The 18,056-nt window shown below is 54.1% G+C and carries 13 protein-coding genes; 11 read left to right on the top strand and 2 right to left on the bottom strand.

The window, feature by feature from the left end; all coding sequences use genetic code 11:
• Positions 1-61 precede the first annotated feature (61 nt).
• The 11 genes from AB8881_04425 to trxA all read left to right on the top strand — a co-directional run bounded on the left by AB8881_04425 (position 62) and on the right by trxA (position 15,803).
• Positions 62-262, top strand: a complete 201-nt coding sequence (locus AB8881_04425) for a zinc-finger domain-containing protein (protein XDZ64134.1) — start codon at positions 62-64, stop codon at positions 260-262.
• Positions 263-432: 170 nt separating this feature from the next.
• Complete coding sequence (gene polA, locus AB8881_04420; GenBank protein ID XDZ64133.1) at positions 433-3,336, top strand: DNA polymerase I; 2,904 nt, start codon at positions 433-435, stop codon at positions 3,334-3,336.
• 153 nt (positions 3,337-3,489) lie between these two features.
• Complete coding sequence (locus AB8881_04415; protein XDZ64132.1) at positions 3,490-4,182, top strand: response regulator transcription factor; 693 nt, start codon at positions 3,490-3,492, stop codon at positions 4,180-4,182.
• A complete protein-coding gene (locus tag AB8881_04410) occupies positions 4,183-4,344 on the top strand; it encodes a hypothetical protein (GenBank protein ID XDZ64131.1) in 162 nt (53 codons plus the stop codon). It abuts the gene before it with no gap.
• A complete protein-coding gene (locus tag AB8881_04405) occupies positions 4,341-5,903 on the top strand; it encodes a stimulus-sensing domain-containing protein (GenBank protein XDZ64130.1) in 1,563 nt (520 codons plus the stop codon). The genes AB8881_04410 and AB8881_04405 overlap by 4 nt, the downstream gene beginning before the upstream one ends.
• A gap of 37 nt (positions 5,904-5,940) precedes the next feature.
• Positions 5,941-6,822 carry an RNase adapter RapZ gene (gene rapZ / locus AB8881_04400; protein ID XDZ64129.1) on the top strand — a complete coding sequence of 294 codons (882 nt, stop codon included), beginning with the start codon at positions 5,941-5,943 and terminating at the stop codon, positions 6,820-6,822.
• A 136-nt stretch (positions 6,823-6,958) separates the two neighbouring features.
• Positions 6,959-8,353, top strand: coding sequence for an adenosylhomocysteinase (gene ahcY / locus AB8881_04395; protein ID XDZ64128.1), 1,395 nt, complete (start codon positions 6,959-6,961; stop codon positions 8,351-8,353).
• 23 nt (positions 8,354-8,376) lie between these two features.
• The gene (tsaE, locus tag AB8881_04390) at positions 8,377-8,883 is read left to right on the top strand and encodes a tRNA (adenosine(37)-N6)-threonylcarbamoyltransferase complex ATPase subunit type 1 TsaE (GenBank protein ID XDZ64127.1); all 507 of its coding nucleotides are present in this window, start codon (positions 8,377-8,379) and stop codon (positions 8,881-8,883) included.
• Between the two features lie 111 nt (positions 8,884-8,994).
• Positions 8,995-12,000: a double-strand break repair protein AddB gene (addB, locus tag AB8881_04385; protein XDZ64126.1), complete on the top strand. Its 3,006-nt coding sequence runs from the start codon at positions 8,995-8,997 to the stop codon at positions 11,998-12,000.
• A complete protein-coding gene (addA, locus tag AB8881_04380; GenBank protein ID XDZ64125.1) occupies positions 11,993-15,367 on the top strand; it encodes a double-strand break repair helicase AddA in 3,375 nt (1,124 codons plus the stop codon). The genes addB and addA overlap by 8 nt, the downstream gene beginning before the upstream one ends.
• 115 nt (positions 15,368-15,482) lie before the next feature.
• A complete protein-coding gene (gene trxA, locus AB8881_04375; protein XDZ64124.1) occupies positions 15,483-15,803 on the top strand; it encodes a thioredoxin in 321 nt (106 codons plus the stop codon).
• A gap of 36 nt (positions 15,804-15,839) precedes the next feature.
• Here the strand turns inward: trxA and AB8881_04370 are convergent, their stop codons facing one another.
• The gene (locus tag AB8881_04370; protein ID XDZ64123.1) at positions 15,840-17,180 is read right to left on the bottom strand and encodes a folylpolyglutamate synthase/dihydrofolate synthase family protein; all 1,341 of its coding nucleotides are present in this window, start codon (positions 17,178-17,180) and stop codon (positions 15,840-15,842) included.
• Positions 17,180-18,049: an acetyl-CoA carboxylase, carboxyltransferase subunit beta gene (gene accD / locus AB8881_04365; GenBank protein XDZ64122.1), complete on the bottom strand. Its 870-nt coding sequence runs from the start codon at positions 18,047-18,049 to the stop codon at positions 17,180-17,182. The genes AB8881_04370 and accD overlap by 1 nt, the downstream gene beginning before the upstream one ends.
• Positions 18,050-18,056 lie beyond the last annotated feature (7 nt).

The raw sequence follows: 18,056 nt of genomic DNA, 5'->3' as shown, positions 1-18,056 counted from the left end.
AAAAAGGTTTTTGGCCGCAGCGCCATTTTCTGCCACTTTATTCGATACCATTGAGGATAGCATGACCCCAGAACAAGCTAGCAATGCGGCTGATCAATCAACCGCTCCATCATCGTCAAATGTAATCGTGACAAACCAGTCGCGTGTTGCCTGCAATGGTGGCGGCGGAGCGCTTGGTCATCCGCAAGTCTGGTTAACGCTTGGCACGGGTGGCAAGGTTACCTGCCCCTATTGCTCATGCGTATTTGTTGCGGCGAAATAGCGAAACGCCGTGTCGTCATCAGCGGCGTTGTGATTGACAGTCGCGGCGTGATGGTGAGGGGCGAAACCGGTCGCATCATATCGGGTGTGGGGCGGGCTAGCCCGTAACGGATGTAATAGTGCCGAAAAAAATAGCTGGCAAGATTGCCAGCAGGATGAATGCGGGGATTTATGGCTGAGAAGGGTAGATTGGTACTAGTGGACGGGTCGGGATATATTTTCCGTGCCTTTCACGCCCTGCCACCCATGACCCGCAGCGACGGAACGCCGGTAAATGCCGTTTATGGCTTTACCGCAATGTTAATGAAGCTTGTTGATGATCTGGCGCCCGATCATGTGGCGGTGGTGTTTGACGTTGCCCGCAAGACATTTCGTTCGGACATTTATCCTGAATATAAAGCGAACCGGTCAGAACCGCCCGAAGAGCTAGTGCCGCAATTTGCCTTGGTGCGCGCTGCGACCGAGGCGTTGAGCCTGCCGTTACTTGAGGCGCCGGGTTTTGAGGCTGACGATCTGATTGCCACCTATGCGCGGGTTGCCGAGGAGGCTGGCCTTGCAACGTTGATTGTCTCGTCAGACAAGGATCTGATGCAGCTGGTTCGTGGTGATATCACGATGCTTGACCCGATGAAACAGCGCCGCATTGGCGCGGATGAGGTGTTTGACCGGTTTGGTGTGCCGCCGGAAAAAGTGGTTGATGTGCAGGCTCTGGCTGGCGACTCTACTGACAATGTGCCCGGGGTGCCGGGTATTGGGGTGAAAACCGCAGCCGAATTGATTCAGACTTTTGGCGATCTGGATAATTTGCTGGCAAGTGTGGACAGTATTAAACAGCCAAAGCGCCGTGAAAATTTGATTAATTTTGCCGAGCAGGCGCGTATTTCACGCCAGCTTGTCAGGCTTCGTGACGATGCACCGATGCCGCTTGAGCTTGCCGCGCTATCGACCCCGCCCCGTGATATGGATCGCTTGACTGCGTTCTTGCAAGAACAGGAATTCAAACGATTACTGGTTCGCATCGGCGCTGATCATGGGCATAATGGGTCTGGCAGTGACCATAACGGCAAAATTGGTGGTGCCGTGCGGTCGATGGCGGCCAGCGCATCACCATTATCACCATCACCATCAGCACCAGATTTAGGGGGTGCTGCCGGATCAGTGTCCCAAAGCCCCGCTGTCGCGCTTGATCCGGTAACGACCCAGTATCAGCTTATTACCGACATTGATGCGTTGGCGGGCTTTCTTGCCGCGGCGACGGCGCAGGGGTTTCTTGCGGTCGATACTGAAACCAGTGGCCTGAACGCTGCGGCGGCTGATCTGGTTGGCATTTCAATGGCCCTAACGCCGGGGAACGCCTGTTATGTGCCATTGCGCCACGGCGCAATCGCTGAAAATGGTGACGCGCAGGGCGGTCTAGATTTTTCGGCTGAGGCTCCGGTTTCGTATCAGCAAATTCCGTTTGATACGGCAATGGCGATGCTAAAGCCGGTATTCGAAGATCCGGCGGTTTTAAAAATTGGGCATAATTTGAAATATGACTCGCATATCTTGCTATGGCCGCGCAATGGCGGGGTAAAGCTAGGCCCGGTCGATGATACAATGTGCCTGTCTTATGTATTGGATGGCGGGCGTGTTGGTGGTCATTCGATGGATCATCTGGCAAAGCATTGGCTGGATTATGACACGATCAAATATTCCGATGTTTGCGGCAAGGGTGCCAAGCAAGTTGCCTTTGGCACGCTGGCACCAGAGGCGGCGCTGGATTACGCGGCCGAGGATGCTGATATCACGCTTCGTCTTTGGCATCAGTTTAAGCCGCGCCTCAGTACAGAGCGGGTGGCATCTGTTTATGAAAGGCTGGAACGCCCGCTGATCCCGATTCTTGCTGAAATGGAGGCAAGTGGCATTACCGTTGATCGCGGGATATTAGCGCGGATGTCGAATGATTTTGCAAGCCGTATGGCAGCGTTGCAGACCGAGATTCATCAGCTTGCTGGCGAGGATTTCAACATTGCCTCGCCAAAACAGCTTGGTGAAATTCTGTTTGATAAAATGGGGCTGCAAGGCGGCAAAAAGGCCAAAACAGGTGCCTATTCTACGTCGGCTGATGTGCTTGAAGATCTGGCGGCATCGGGTGTTGAGATTGCCGCTAAAGTTCTTGATTGGCGACAATTGGCAAAATTGAAATCAACCTATGCGGATGCGCTGGTTGACTCGATCCTGCCTGCAACGGGGCGGGTTCACACATCATTTTCAATGGTCGGTGCTAGTACTGGCCGCCTGTCGTCATCCGATCCGAATGTGCAGAATATTCCCATTCGCACCGCTGAGGGTCGGCAGATCCGCACCGCCTTTATCGCGGCGCCCGGGCATAAATTGATCTCTGCCGATTATTCGCAGATCGAGTTGCGTCTCGTGGCGCATGTTGCCGGCGAGAGCACGATGATTGAGGCATTTCATGCCGGGTTGGATATTCACGCGCGCACAGCGTCCGAGGTATTTGGCGTGCCGCTTGATCAAATGGACAGTGAAAACAGACGCCGCGCAAAGGCAATTAATTTTGGCATTATCTATGGCATTTCGGCCTTTGGGCTGGCGCGTCAGCTGGGAATTTCACGCGGAGAAGCTGGCGATTTCATCACCGCCTATTTCAAGAATTTCCCCGGCATAAGGGATTATATGGAACGGATAAAGCTATCGGCACGCGAGGATGGCTATGTCGAAACGCTGTTTGGGCGCCGCATTCATATTACCGGCTTTGACGGCGGAAATCAGGCCATGCGTGGTTTTGCCGAACGCCAAGCGATCAACGCGCCAATCCAAGGCAGTGCGGCCGATATTATTAAACGCGCGATGATCCGCATACCGCCAGCCCTCAGCGCGGCGGGGCTGAACGCGACCATGTTGTTGCAGGTGCATGATGAATTGATTTTTGAGGCGCCCGAAGCCGAAGCCGAGGCCGCAACCAAGCTGATCACTTCGGTTATGGAAAATGCTGCGGCGCCGTTACTGTCGCTTGCTGTACCGATTGTTGCCGAGGCTGGGATCGCTGACAGTTGGGCTGATGCCCATTAAGGCTGGTCCCATTAGGATTTTCCCCAATGTATAATGCTGGCCCGATTATGCCGACTTTCTGCCCTATATTGGCCTTGTTTTATTTGCAGATTGCAGGCTGATAGACTGGCAGGCTTGTTCTTAAGTCAGGTGATGGGGAAGTGGGAGACTATAATGGCAGACCGAATTGCGCTTGTTGATGATGATCAGAATATTCTGACCTCGGTATCCTTGACGCTTGAGTCCGAAGGCTTTGAGGTTGATTGCTATCATGATGGCGAGGCGGCGCTTGCGGGACTTGCCAGACGGCCAGCCAATCTTGGTGTGTTTGATATTAAAATGCCGCGCATGGATGGTATGGAATTGCTGCAGAAAATACGCGGCCTGTCACAAATGCCGGTGATCTTCCTGACCAGTAAAGATGATGAGCTTGACGAGGCGCTTGGCCTTGGGATGGGCGCAGATGATTATATCACCAAACCGTTCTCACAGCGATTATTGCTGGCTCGTATTCGTGCCGTGCTGCGCCGTGCCAGCGGCGGGGCAATGAAGGCAACGGGGCCGAATGTCATCCGTCTTGGTGAATTACTCATGGATTCTGACCGCCATTTATGCAGCTGGCGTGGTCAGGAAGTAAAGCTGACGGTGACTGAATTTCTTATTTTGCAGGCGCTGGCATCGCGTCCGGGCATGGTGAAAAATCGTGACCAGTTGATGGATGCTGCATATGGCGAAAGCATTTTCCTCGATGACCGCACCATTGACAGCCATATCAAGCGGCTGCGTCGCAAATTACGTGCGCATGACACGGATTTTGACCAGATAGAAACGCTTTACGGAATCGGCTATAAATATAAAACATCATAAATGTCGCGCGGCGATGCCGAACGCGGCATAATGGCGGCGATAAGGTTTCGGGGGTTTATGGTGATCGCCGAGGGAGCGGGACTATCGGGATTTTGCGTTGGCGTCGATTATCTGGCTGGATCCGTGGCAAGGCGCAAAGGCTTGTGTCGCCGCTTCGCATGAGCCGCCTAACCGCGCGGATTATGGCAATTATGCTGTTTCCGCTGGCTATTTTTCTGGCTGGGCTGCTGTCGTTAGATCAATATCGCACCACCTTAATCCAGTCAGAATTTGTTGCGCTTGAACGGCAGGGTTTCACCCTAGCACGGTCACTGGCACTGGCCGAGGCGGATCGTGACCGGCGTGTTGCCCGCCGCCAGCTATCGCCTGAAACCATGACCCATCTATTGCCACTTGTTGGCCTCGGCAGCTCGTTACGGGCGCGGGTGTTTCAACCGAATGGCTCGTTGCTTGCTGATACGGCGCGGCGCAGCGGCTTTCAGCCAAATGTCGATATCCGGCGGCATCGGGGTAAAAGCTGGCATCGGCAAACCCGTAACTTTCTGAATGATATGGTGACGGCGGCATCGGGCTGGTTTAGCCCCTATGATGAATTACCCGAATATGTCGAGCGGCGGCGCCAACGTGCCAGCCATTATGCCGAGGTCATTGCGGCGCTGTCCGGTGAGCCGCGCCGTGCTTTGCGCATTGACCGTGATGGTAACCTTATGCTGTCAGTTGCGGTGCCGGTGCAAAACCTACGCCTTGTCCGTGGTGCGTTGATGGTCTCAATTGGCGGTGGCAAGATTGAAAAAGAGCTGGCAAATGTGAATATCGTATTTCTACAGCTATTTGTTGGGGTGCTGTTGGTCACGCTTGGCCTTAGCCTTTATCTGGCGCGATCCATCACAAGGCCGATTTCACGATTGGCGGCGGCAGCCGATAAATTGCGACAAAGCGCAGATATGTCCAGCCGTCTGCAGCGCCTGCCGCATCGCAATGATGAAATTGGTCAATTGTCGGACTCGCTAATTGAACTGACCGATGAATTACAAAAGCGTATTCAAGCCACCGCGGCTTTTGCCGCTGACGTGGCGCATGAAATCAAGAACCCGCTATCATCTTTACGCAGTGCCACCGAAACCTTTAGCCGGGCAAAAACGGCTGCGCAGAAAAAAAAGCTGCTGGCGGTTATCTTACAAGATGTGCAGCGGCTTGATCGTTTGATCAGCGATATTTCCCAAGCCAGCCGTGTTGATACCGAAATCATCGGGCAAATCCGCGATCCGGTTGATTTTGCCAGCTTGATAGATAATTTCCTGCAGATGCGCGCGCAAACCCATAGCCAGCACAAATTGCTGTTTGAGAAACCGGCAGCACCGATCATGGTGCGGATGAATGAGAGCCGGATCGTTCAGGTCATTGATAATGTGCTTAGCAATGCAATCTCGTTCAGCCCGAAACAGGGGGCAGTGCAATTTGTCCTCAGCCATGATGCTGCTGATAAAATGGCAGTCTTGGATATATTGGATGATGGCCCCGGCATCCCTGATGGCAAGCTTGAAACCGTGTTTAACCGGTTCTATAGCGAACGGCCAAGCGGCGAGAGTTTTGGCGAACATTCTGGACTTGGTCTGTCTATTGCGCGGCAGATTGTCGATGCGCATAATGGGAAACTGACCGCCGCAAACCGGCTCGGCGGCGGTGCCCGCTTCCGGCTTGTTTTGCCATCAGAAAGCTAAAGCTGTTTTTTCCTGATGGCTGTAGTAAAGTGATGTCATGTCAAACCATATTTCTTCAGTAAAGCTTGTGCTTGTAACCGGTGTTTCGGGTGCCGGTCATTCGACTGCATTGAAAGTTCTGGAGGATTATGGCTTTGCCGCGGTCGATAATCTGCCGCTAGCACTGGTTGATCCATTGATCGCGCTTGAGGTTGAAACGGGCGGCCGGTCGATTGCGATCGGGCTTGATGCCCGTACTAGCGGTTTTGGGGCTGATGCCGTGGCGCGCCTTGTGAAAAATCTGGCAAAGCGGCTTGGTGATGGCTTTAAAATTGTGTTTATCAGCGCCGGTCATGCCGATTTAATGCGCCGATATAACGCCACGAGGCGCCAGCATCCGCTTGGTTATGAGATGGATCTTGATGCCGCGGTCAGGGCAGACATGGAGCGCATGACCGATGTTGAGACCTTAGCTGATATCGTGATTGATAGCAGCGGGCTGGCACCGGCTGATCTTCGTCGCAGCCTGCTGGACGCGCTGCATCTTGAACCGGCGCCGCCAATGCCGGTTCATATTCTGTCATTTTCTTATCGGCATGGTCTTCCCGAAACTGCCGATCAAATCATTGATATGCGATTTGCAAAAAATCCGCATTGGGATGACGGGTTACGCGATTTAACCGGGCTTGATGCCAAGGTAGCGGCGTTTCTGGAAAAGGATGATGCGGCACAAGACGTTCTTGGGCAATTCAAAGCGATGCTATCGGTTATGTTTGCCCGGATGAAGATTGATGGGCGGCCGCATTTGACGCTTGCCTTTGGCTGTACCGGTGGCAAGCATCGATCGGTATGGGCCGCCGCGCAAATGGCAAAATGGATTGAGGCCGAGGGGTATCCGGTGCGCCTTGAACATCGTGAATTGGCAAAAATAGCTGACTAGGTCTTTGGCCTGCTGCCAGCGAACACGGCCCCCTAGGCGGCGCGATTTGCCGCGGCTATATCTAGCCCTTTCAAAGACGGTGTTAATTTGCTAAACGAAGCGCAGTTTTTACCGACAAAAAAGATAGGATGAAACGATGGCGACGGATTATGTGATTGCAGATATTGGTCTCGCTGATTGGGGCCGCAAGGAACTATCAATCGCTGAAACAGAAATGCCGGGTCTTATGGCACTTCGCGATGAGTTTGGGTCAGCCAAACCATTAGCTGGCGCCCGGATCGCTGGTTGTCTTCATATGACGGTGCAAACGGCAGTCCTAATCGAGACGTTGGTCGATCTTGGCGCCGATGTGCGCTGGTCGAGCTGTAATATCTTTTCAACCCAGGATCACGCCGCGGCAGCGATTGCCAAATCTGGTGTTCCGGTCTTTGCAATCAAGGGCGAGACCTTGGCCGATTACTGGCAATATGTTGATTGTATTTTCGACTGGCCGAATGACCAGACAGCTAATCTAATTCTCGATGATGGCGGCGATGCCACCATGTACATTCTGCTTGGCGCGCGGGCCGAGGCTGGTGAGGATGTGCTGGCTAATCCAGAAACCGAAGAAGAAGAATATCTAAAGGCGCAGCTAAAGCGCCGGCTTGCCAGCAGCCCAGGCTGGTTCACCCGCCAGCGTGATGCGCTAAAGGGCGTTTCTGAAGAGACCACCACAGGTGTTCTTCGCCTGTATCAGCTCGCTGAAATGGGCGGGTTGCCATTCCCTGCGATCAATGTGAATGACTCAGTCACCAAGTCAAAATTTGACAATCTATATGGATGCCGCGAGTCACTGGTTGACGGTATTCGCCGCGCAACCGACGTGATGCTGGCTGGCAAGGTTGCTGTTGTTGCGGGCTATGGTGATGTTGGTAAAGGGTCGGCAGCATCGCTTCGTCAGGGCGGTGCGCGGGTGATGGTTACTGAGGTTGATCCGATTTGTGCGTTGCAGGCGGCAATGGAAGGCTATGAAGTTGTCACCATGGAACAGGCAGCACCAAAGGCGGATATCTTTGTGACGGCGACCGGCAATCGGCACGTGATTACCATTGATCATATGCGTGATATGAAAGACCGTGCGATTGTCTGTAACATCGGCCATTTTGACAATGAGATTGATGTTGCGTCGCTGAATAATATGACATGGTCAGAAGTAAAGCCGCAGGTTGATGAAGTCGAATTTCCTGACGGCAAGCGGATGATCCTGCTTGCAAAGGGGCGTTTGGTCAATCTTGGTTGCGGTACTGGCCACCCGTCATTTGTGATGTCGGCGTCCTTTACAAATCAGGTTCTGGCACAGATCGAGCTTTGGTCGCGCGGTGATCAATATGAAAATAAGGTCTATACCTTGCCGCGCCACCTCGATGAAAAAGTCGCCGCTCTGCATCTTGCCAAGGTTGGCGCAAGCCTTAGCACGCTTCGTCCTGATCAGGCCGATTACATTGGGGTGAAACAACAAGGCCCGTTTAAGAGTGAGCAATATCGCTATTAATTGATAGCCAAGGCCCGAAAAAAATGCCAGTTCTCCAATTGGAATTACCTGATTTGTCAGCAACGGCTCGGCTTGGGGCGTTGCTGGCCGAGGGGTTGATGGCGGGCGATGTTATCTCGTTAAGTGGCCCGCTTGGCGCTGGAAAATCAGCGTTGGCACGTGCGATTATTCAGGCGGCAAACCCTGATGAAACTGATGTGCCAAGCCCAACTTTCACGCTTGTTCAGACCTATGCTCTTGGTGATGGAACCCCGCTTTGGCATCTCGATCTTTACCGGGTTGAAACGCCCGAAGACGCTATGCAGCTCGGGCTTGATGATGCATTTGTTGATTCGGTCTGCTTGATTGAATGGCCTGACCGGCTGAAAAAGCTGCTGCCTAAAACCAATCTTTCTATTCATCTATATATGCCCGATACCGATGCTGAAAATGCCGCGCCTCTATCGAATATACGGTTTGCCGACATCACCGCCCCGCCGCATTGGGCTGATCGTATTAACCTGCTTAGGAACCGATTAAGCGAGGGCTGAGCAAGTTTATGCCGGTCTTGGCTGGCCGGTTACTGGTCTTTTACGGGCGGTTTTGAGTGATGGCAGTAAACGGGTCTCGCCTTTCAATCTTGTTGCTTTTATAGTTGTCTTATGACACCCCCTTTGGTTTACAGCATTGATGCCGGATTGCCGTTCGCCCGTGATCTGGCGGCTGGCGTTAGACAGCTGGCTGGCAGTCCAGAAAGACTGGCACGTGGGTTGGTTCTGCTGCCATCGCGGCGTGCAGCCCAGGCTTTACAGGCCGCATTTCTGGATAGTGCCGATGGCGCCCCGATGCTATTGCCGCGGCTATTGCCGATTGGTGATTTTGGCGGTGATGATGATGGCAGGCTAACCGCGTTTCTGGGCGATGACGATAGCGGTGATTTGCCGCCGCCCATCTCGAAGATTAGACGCCAGATTAATCTTGCTAAATTGCTGCGCCATTTCCCGCTTGGCGGTCATTATCCCAACCAGCCACAGGCCATGCACCTTGCGGACCAGCTTGGCGAATTGCTGGATCAGCTTTATAACGCCGATGCCACAGCTGAACAGCTTTGCGCGTTATTGCCCGAGCGCTTTTCTGCACATTGGCAGGATATTCTGACCCTTCTTGGGATACTGATTGAACGCTGGCCAGATATTCTGGCGCAAGAAGGAGTATTAGATGTGGTTGATCGGCGTAACCGGCTTTTGCGCCGCCGCGCCCAGCTTTGGCGTGAGCAGCCGCCGGATCAATTGGTGGTGGTTGCCGGCTCGACCGGCTCGATCGCGGCGACACGTGAATTGATCGGGGTGGTGGCGCAACTGCCTGATGGTCATGTCGTGCTTCCCGGGCTAGACCGTCAGGCTGGCGACCAATGGCCAGCGATTTCACAAGATAGCGGTCATCCACAATACCAGCTGGCGCAGCTGTTAAGCGCGCTTGACATAACGTCTGATCAGGTGCGCGACTGGGTTGTTACATCGCCTGTCGTGCCGCCAGAGTTGGCCGCGCGCCGGCAATTGATGCAGGAGGTGTTTCGTCCTGCCGCGCTAAGTGCACATTGGCAACGCCTCGGCGATACCGGCCCGCTGATTGACCGCACCGCCCTTGCTGGTCTCAAAATCATCACCGCGCGCGATCGACGCGAAGAGGCGAATATAATTGCCTTGTCACTTCGAGAGGCGCTGGAAACACCGGATCAGACAGCTGCTGTTGTAACCCCTGATCGCCAGCTTGCCGAACTGATCATTGCAGATTTGCTGCGCTGGGATATTGCTGTTGAGGACTCGGCCGGTAAACGATTATCGCTGTGCCCGCCTGGCCGGTTTTTATCGCTTCTTTGCGATGCGGTAGATGCGGATTTTGCGCCAATGCGGTTATTGTCATTATTAAAGCACCCGTTTTGTGCGGGCGGCATGAACCCGGTTCATTTTCGTCGTCATGTTGACAATGTCGAGCTGGCGGCTTTGCGGGGGGCGCGTCCGGATGGGGGGCTGGCCGGGCTGGCGGCGATGCTTGATGATGGTGATCTGCGGGCGTTTTTTGAAACCCATATTATTGCCAATCTCACCCCGTTGATCGAGTGCTGGCGGGCACCAAATCCGACCTTAGCTAGCCTTGCCGAAGGCATTGGCGAAGCGGCTGAACGGCTATGCGCAACTGTCATGGATAGCAGCGGCATGGCAGCTGACCGCGGTGTTGGCGCGATGGAATTATGGAAAGGCGCTGACGGCATGGTGGCGAGTGACCTGTTCCGTAGCCTTGCCAGTGATGGCCGTGATAGCGCCATTGATGCCCGCGAGATGCCGCAGATTATGCGCCAGCTTCTTGATGCGGAAACGGTTCACCCGCATGGCACGCCGCATCCAAGGATTGCTATTTTAGGGGCCGTTGAGGCGCGAATGCACCCATTTCAGGTGATTGGCAAAAACCGCTTGATCATCGCCGGTTTCAATGAGGGGAACTGGCCGCCGCGCCCGGATGCCGATCCTTGGATGAACGGCGCAATGCGGGCAGCGGTTGGCTTGCCACCACGGAACTGGCGTAGCGGCCTTAGTGCGCATGACGTCTATATGGCCATTTGCAGCAAGGACATCATTATAACGCGTGCAGGCAAGGAGGCTGGAACACCAACAACCAAAAGCCGGTGGCTTCAGCGCATGGAAGTGGTGGTGAGCGCGCTTGGGCTTGATGACGTCATCGACAATGGCGAATTGGAAAAATCATGGCTGGCAAAATGCGAGCCGACGACGGTTCCGCAACCAGCGACGCGGCCCGCCCCTTGTCCACCCTTGGCCAGTCGCCCCCGCCAGTTCTCGGCAACCGAAATTGATATTTGGGTCACTGATCCCTATGCAATTTATGCGAAAAAAATCCTGCGACTAAATCCACTGGATGACGTTGACCGGCCTGCTGATGCGGCGCTTCGCGGTATTCTGTTTCATGATGCGCTTGCTGATTTCTGCAAGGCCAATCCAAGGGGTGAATTAACGACTGGCGCATTGGCTGAATTGCTGAAATTTGGCAGGCAGCGTTTTGCCACCCGAATTGATCAGCCCTCGATCCGCCATTTCTGGTGGCCCCGCTTCGAAGCGATGGCGGCATGGTTTGTCGAGAATGAACATCGTCGCCGCGCGGGTCTTAGGGAAGTTTATGCCGAAAGGGACGGCGCGGTGTTTCTGCAAGCACCGCTTGGCCCGATCAAACTGACTGCGCGTGCTGACCGGCTGGAATATAATCAGGATCACAGTTGGACGATTGTCGATTATAAAACTGGCGCTGCGCCGGCTGCCAATTTAATCAATTCGGGCGCGCGCAACCAGCTGGCGGTCGAGGGGTTGATCGCGTTTGAGGGTGGCTTTGATGGCTTGTCAGCAGGCCCGATTGAGGCGTTGGAATATTGGCAGCTAAGCGGTAAGAAATCGGCACCGGGCGAGATTAAAGCGCCGTTCAAGGAACTTTTTGATGCAGCTGAAATTCGGGATCGTCTGGAGGCGCTTGCGGCATGTTTTGATCAGGCTGAGACGCCTTATCCAAGTGAGCCAAACCCACAGATTGTGCCTAAATTCAAACCCTATCAGCATCTAAGCCGAAGCCGCGAATGGCTTTATGGGGAGATCGCTGATGAATGAGATGATTGCCCGCGCGAGTGCGGCTCAGGCGGCCGCGTCTGATCCCACTGCATCGGTGTTTGTGTCGGCCAATGCAGGTACTGGCAAAACCAAAGTGCTGACTGACCGTGTGCTTCGCTTGCTGTTAGCGGGCGCGCCGCCAGATGGTATTTTATGCGTAACCTATACGCGCGCCGCCGCCGCAGAAATGCGCAACCGAATTTTTAGACGCCTTGCCAATTGGGCAACGATCTCGGCCAAGGGGCTTGGCGATGATTTGGCAAGCATGGGGATTACCACGCCAAGTCAGGAAACCCGCCAACGCGCCCGCAGCCTGTTCGCCGAAATTCTTGATAATGACGACGGGCCGCGCGTCGAGACGGTGCATTCATTCTGCCAGTCGATCTTGCGCCGTTTTCCGATTGAGGCAGGTGTCGCGCCTCATGTTCAGCTTGCCGAAGATGACGAGCAAAATCGGTTAAAGGCTGTGGCGCGGGCGAATGTTCTTGGCAATCCAACGCCTGAACTTGGCGCTGCGATATTGCTGATTGCCGAGACGATCGGTGAGGCGCGGATCGAAGAGATTATGAATGATCTGCTTAACCGCAGTGAGGGGCTGGATGCGCCGGACTGTCTTGCCCGTATCGACGCGCATTTCCGTGACGAGCTTGGTGTTGTTGATGCCACCATAAGCCGGACTAGGCTGGCAGACGAGCTGGCGCAAATTGATAATGAGAGGCTGCGGGCAGTTTCGGCGGTGTTGCAGGCGTCAGGGGTATCAACTCAGCAGGAGCGTGGTGCCAAAATGGATGTGTGGTTGGCACAGGATGCCGCAGGCCGCATTGATAAATGGTCATTTCTTGTTGATGCATTATTCAGCAAAGGCCGCCAACGTGCCAGTTTTTCCAATCCGGCTATTCGCAAGATTATGCCCGATATAGACGCGATCCAACAGCAGGTTGCCGACCGGCTGCGCCCGCTCTTGATTGATCAGGCCGCGCAGATTTGCCGCGACCGCACGATGGCTCTCTATCAGTTTGGCACAGCCTTTCATAAAGAATATAACCGCCTAAAGGCGCAACGGGGTCTGCTTGATTACAATGATCTGATTACCCGCACGAATGATCTGCTGGCGATGAGTGAGGCGTCGCAATGGGTTGCGTGGAAACTTGATAACGGCATCCATCATCTGTTGATTGATGAGGCACAGGACACCAGCCCAGCGCAATGGAAATTGCTGCGGCGGCTGGTTGATGAGTTTTTCGACGGTGAGGGCGCCGCGCACCACAAAAAGGACGACCAAGATCCGGGGCGAACAATGTTTGCTGTTGGCGATTTTAAACAGTCGATCTATTCATTTCAGGGGGGCGATCCGGCGGTCATGAACCAAAACCGGAGTGACCTTGCGCGCCGTGCCAATGCTGTTTCTGTGATTTTTCGTGATGTGCCTTTATCGGTATCGTTCCGCTCGGCAAGCCCGATTTTAAATCTGGTGAATGACGCGATCCCCGATCTTGCTGGTATTAGTGATTTTACTGAGCATGAGATGGCGCGCAGTGGCGCTGGCGGTTTTGTCGAATTATGGCCATTGGTAACGAGGGATGATGATCTTGCGCCCGAGGTGCATGCGGCTACCTTGTTGGCGCGGCGGGTTAAAAGCTGGATTGGAAGCCGCCAGCTACCGTCCGGTAAATTGGTGAATGCTGGTGATATTCTGATCCTGCTTCGTAAACGCGGACAGTTTTTCGAATTGCTATTATCGGCACTGCAAAGCATGAATGTGCAGGTTGCCGGGGCTGACCGGATGAAACTTGCCGAACAGATTGAAATTCAGGATTTGCTGGCGCTTGGTGATGTAATGCATCTTGGTGACGATGATCTTCAATTAGCGGCGGTGTTAAAATCGCCGTTATTTGGCATGACTGAGGATCAGCTTTATGACCTTGCTTATGACCGTGGCAAGGCTAGCTTGATTTCGCGGCTGATGGTGCATCGCGGTGCTGACAGTGCGTTGGGCAAGATGGCTGACCAGCTCAGCCGATGGCAAAATCGCGCCGAGTACGAATCCGTATTCGGTTTTTTCAGCTATGTTCTTGTTGATGGTGGGCGGCAGAAATTCAGAGATCGCCTTGGTCGCGCGGTTGATGAATCGCTCGATCATTTTTTGAGTCTGGCGCAAAATTTTGCCCTTGGTGGCGGTGTGTCGTTGCTTGAGTTCTTGACCACGATCCGCAGTAGTGGCGGCGAGGTTAAACGCGATATGGACGCATCTGGCAGCGACGAGGTGCGCGTCATGACAATCCATGGGGCAAAAGGATTAGAAGCGCCAATTGTAATCCTGCCTGACCTTCTGACCGGTAAAAATCGGCCAGCGCCAGTCCTGCCATCACGCGATGGACGGGTCCATTATTGGCTACCGCCATCAGGTCTGCCGCGGCCTGATTTTATTGAAGATGCGAGCATGGCCGCAGCAGCGCTGGCGGCCGAGGAAAGCAACCGGCTGCTTTATGTGGCGCTAACCCGTGCCCGCGATGGGCTGGTCATTGGTGGCTGGGAAAAGCCCCATGGGGTGCGCACATTAAAGGACAGTAATTACGCGCTATTAAGCGATGTGATCACATTATCAGACAAGGCCAAAACCTTGGCTGACGGAACCGTTTTGATCATGGCCGAACAGGCTGGCGATGATGATCAGGAAATAAAGATAAAGCCCAATTTGCCGCCAAAAAAGCTGCTTGATGATGCGGCTGACTGGCTGTGGCGCCCGGCCCCGAAAGACGATCGTTCGGGGCGGCCAATCCGCCCATCCCAGCCCGGCCTTGACCATGATCCGCAATCGCTTGGCGGTAATGCTGGCCAGCAGGCCGCGCAAACACGGCAAATCAGCCTTGCCTATGGTCAGCTTGCGCATCGTTTGCTGGAACAGCTGCCCGCCCTTGATCCGGCGGCACGGCGCGATCGCGCTGTTCAGGTTGCGGCTAAGGTCCATATAATTCCAGATACGATGGCGACCAGCCTGATTGACAGGCTGCTCCGGCTAATTCAGATGCCCGAATTTGCCCCGCTTTTTGGCCCAGACGCGCTGGTTGAAGTGCCGATTAATGGGCGGTTGAACGGTGTCGGGATCGCCGGGCAGATTGACCGGCTCTATGTTGATGCTGAGCGTATTATTCTGGCTGATTTTAAAACAGGTCAATCTGGAAATGGCAGCATACCCCGCAGCTATCTTCAACAAATGGCGCTTTATGATGGATTGCTTCGTGAAATCTATCCGGGGCGAGACATTGAATGCTGGCTCATATGGGTTGATACGCTTGACTATCAGGTGATCGAGCATGAGGCGCGTGTTCAGGCATTGCGCGAAATTTTTGCTGCTTATCATCGTTGATCAATGATAAATATTCACGACGCTGCGCTTGACGTGATGCCGCCCGTTCCATAAATTCAAACCGTTAAGACCGCGGTGCAAATGCCGCAGATTTTTACAATGAAATGGAATCACAATGGCAACCTCAAAAACCACGGATAGCGATTTTAGTGCAGATGTTTTGCAATCGGACAAACCTGTATTGGTTGATTTCTGGGCCGAATGGTGCGGTCCGTGTAAGGCAATTGGTCCCGCGCTCGAAGAAATCGCTGGCGAAAAGCAGGACAGCCTTTCAATTGTTAAGTTGAACATCGACGAAAACCCACTGACACCGCAAAAATATAATGTTCGTGGGATCCCGACATTGCTTATTTTCAAAAATGGTGAAGTTGTCGCCGAAAAAATGGGCGCGCTGCCAAAATCACAGCTGGAAAGCTGGATTGAACAATCAGTCTAAAGCGGGCAATGACAGGCTGGAATTTTAAACGCTGTCCTATTCGGGCAGCGTTTTATTTTGCACCAATATATGTCCGGCAAGGTAAAGCGAGCCGCAAATGATCACCGGACAGGTTAAGTCGAGATTGTCAAAAGCCGACATGATCCCGCTAACTGGCGTTGCATCTAGCCCTTGTTGGGTTGCGGCATCGGCCATCTGGCCCGCACTTAGACTGGCGTCCTGATCCGGAATGGCAAGACAGCGCACCGGCCCTGCAAGATCGGCGAGTGGTGCGATGAATTCTGCGGGGTTTCGGGTGTTTAATGCGCCACAAATGATGTTCCATTTGCCGCGATGAATTTGCCCCAGCGCCGCCGCCAGCGCCTGTGCCCCATGTGCATTATGGGCCCCATCAAGCCAGATTGCCTGATGTGGCCAATGTCTAGCCAACGCGCCGGTTGCCAAATGCTGCACACGTCCTGGCCAGACGGCCGATTCTATCCCGCTGGCAAGTATTTTTCTGTCACTGTTTCGCGGCCATGATGCCAACAGCCCCTTGCTGGCAAGATCGCAAAAACAGGCAGCTGCCAAACCGGCATTATCCAGCTGGTGCGGCCCGCGTAACCCGGGGCGCGGCAGCAAGGTGACCGCGCCATAAAGGGTAATTTCAATGCCGCCATCTGCTGGCCTGTTGATGCCAAAATCGCGCCCCGCGACAATGACCGCCGTGCCTATTTCTGCTGCATAATCATCCAGAACTCTCAAGGCTTCAGGGGCTTGCTGGGCGCTATAACACGGGGTTTCGGCCCGCATGATACCAGCCTTCTGACCAGCGATCTGGGTGAGGGTGGTGCCAAGAAAATGCTCATGATCTTGGGCAATCGGGGTGATAATCGTTGCCAAGGGTTGGGCTAGGACATTGGTCGAGTCGAGGGCGCCGCCGAGGCCAGTTTCAAGCAGCAGCAGATCGGCCGGTGTTTTCGAGAATGCGAGCATTGCCGCTGCCGTTGTGACCTCAAAAAACGTCACCGCCATATCGCCATTGACGGTTTCGACCTCTTCCAACAGATCGGCCAGCGCGCCATCATCAATCAGCTGGCCGGCAACCCGGATACGCTCATTGAACCGGCAAAGATGCGGCGAGCTATAGACATGAACCTTGAGGCCAGCGGCCTCGGCGATGGCCCGCAGAAATGCGATCACCGACCCTTTGCCGTTGGTGCCGGCGACATGGATTGTTGGTGGCAGGCGATGATGCGGGTTCCCCAGCTTTTCAAGCAAGGCAAAGCTACGATCAAGACCAAGATCAATCAATTTTGGGTGGAGCCGCGCCAACCGGTCAAGCGCGGCACCCGCGCGGCCCGCAGCGATAGCCTGCGGCGATGATGAAGCTGGCATCAGGCGCGCTTTCTGCTGTCTTTCGATCCCATCATGAAATCAAGCAGGCGGCCGATATAAACAGGCTGTTCGGCACGCGGCACAACGGCATCTACCATACCATGGTCCATCAGATATTCGGCCGTCTGAAAGTCATCAGGCAGTTTTTCGCGGACAGTTTCTTCGATCACACGGCGACCGGCAAAGCCAATGATGGCACCAGGTTCGGCAATCTGGATATCCCCGAGCATCGCAAATGACGCGGTAACACCGCCGGTCGTGGGGTGCGCCAGCAAAACAAAATAGGGCAGGCCGGCATCACGAACCATCTCAACAGCGGCGATTGTCCGCGGTAATTGCATCAGCGATAACACGCCTTCCTGCATCCGTGCGCCGCCGGTTGACGGCACTGTAATCAGCGCCGCTTTGCGGTCAACCGCCTCTTTTGCTGCGCGAACAATCCCATTGCCAACCATGCGGCCCATCGAGCCGCCCATAAAGCGAAAATCAAATGCTGCGATCACTACTGGATAGCCGTTAATCTCGCCAGCCCCGACAGCAATAGCGTCGTTAAGGCCGGTTTTGTTACGGGTATCGCGCAGCCGGTCGGTATATTTTTTGCTGTCGCGGAATTTTAAGGGATCATCCTCAATCGGGGTTAACGCGATTTTCTCGAATTTTCCAGCGTCAAACAGCATTGAAAAACGCGCTGCCGGTGGCAAGGCCGCGTGATGGCCGCAGGTTGCACAGCAATTGTGAGCCTGTTCAAATTCGCGGTGAAAGATCATCTGTTTACAGGCGCCGCATTTTACCCAAAGATTATCTGGCACATCATCAGATTTGACCCATGCCTTGATTTTTGGAAGGACAGAATTTGTAATCCAATTCATAGCAATC

Source organism: Alphaproteobacteria bacterium LSUCC0396 (assembly GCA_041228345.1).
Taxonomy (GTDB): Bacteria; Pseudomonadota; Alphaproteobacteria; order Puniceispirillales; family Puniceispirillaceae; genus UBA3439.
The sequence above is the reverse complement of the archived record's forward strand: the minus strand, read 5'-3'. Positions and strand labels throughout refer to the sequence as shown.

Bases quoted from the DNA above. Each gene is read 5' to 3' on its own strand.
- AB8881_04370 (XDZ64123.1), bottom strand. From the start codon at position 17,180: ATGCCAGCTTCATCATCGCCGCAGGCTATCGCTGCGGGCCGCGCGGGT.
- AB8881_04415 (XDZ64132.1), top strand. From the start codon at position 3,490: ATGGCAGACCGAATTGCGCTTGTTGATGATGATCAGAATATTCTGACC.
- AB8881_04425 (XDZ64134.1), top strand. From the start codon at position 62: ATGACCCCAGAACAAGCTAGCAATGCGGCTGATCAATCAACCGCTCCA.
- AB8881_04405 (XDZ64130.1), top strand. From the start codon at position 4,341: ATGAGCCGCCTAACCGCGCGGATTATGGCAATTATGCTGTTTCCGCTG.
- accD (XDZ64122.1), bottom strand. From the start codon at position 18,049: ATGAATTGGATTACAAATTCTGTCCTTCCAAAAATCAAGGCATGGGTC.
- AB8881_04410 (XDZ64131.1), top strand. From the start codon at position 4,183: ATGTCGCGCGGCGATGCCGAACGCGGCATAATGGCGGCGATAAGGTTT.
- rapZ (XDZ64129.1), top strand. From the start codon at position 5,941: ATGTCAAACCATATTTCTTCAGTAAAGCTTGTGCTTGTAACCGGTGTT.
- ahcY (XDZ64128.1), top strand. From the start codon at position 6,959: ATGGCGACGGATTATGTGATTGCAGATATTGGTCTCGCTGATTGGGGC.
- tsaE (XDZ64127.1), top strand. From the start codon at position 8,377: ATGCCAGTTCTCCAATTGGAATTACCTGATTTGTCAGCAACGGCTCGG.
- trxA (XDZ64124.1), top strand. From the start codon at position 15,483: ATGGCAACCTCAAAAACCACGGATAGCGATTTTAGTGCAGATGTTTTG.
- polA (XDZ64133.1), top strand. From the start codon at position 433: ATGGCTGAGAAGGGTAGATTGGTACTAGTGGACGGGTCGGGATATATT.
- addA (XDZ64125.1), top strand. From the start codon at position 11,993: ATGAATGAGATGATTGCCCGCGCGAGTGCGGCTCAGGCGGCCGCGTCT.
- addB (XDZ64126.1), top strand. From the start codon at position 8,995: ATGACACCCCCTTTGGTTTACAGCATTGATGCCGGATTGCCGTTCGCC.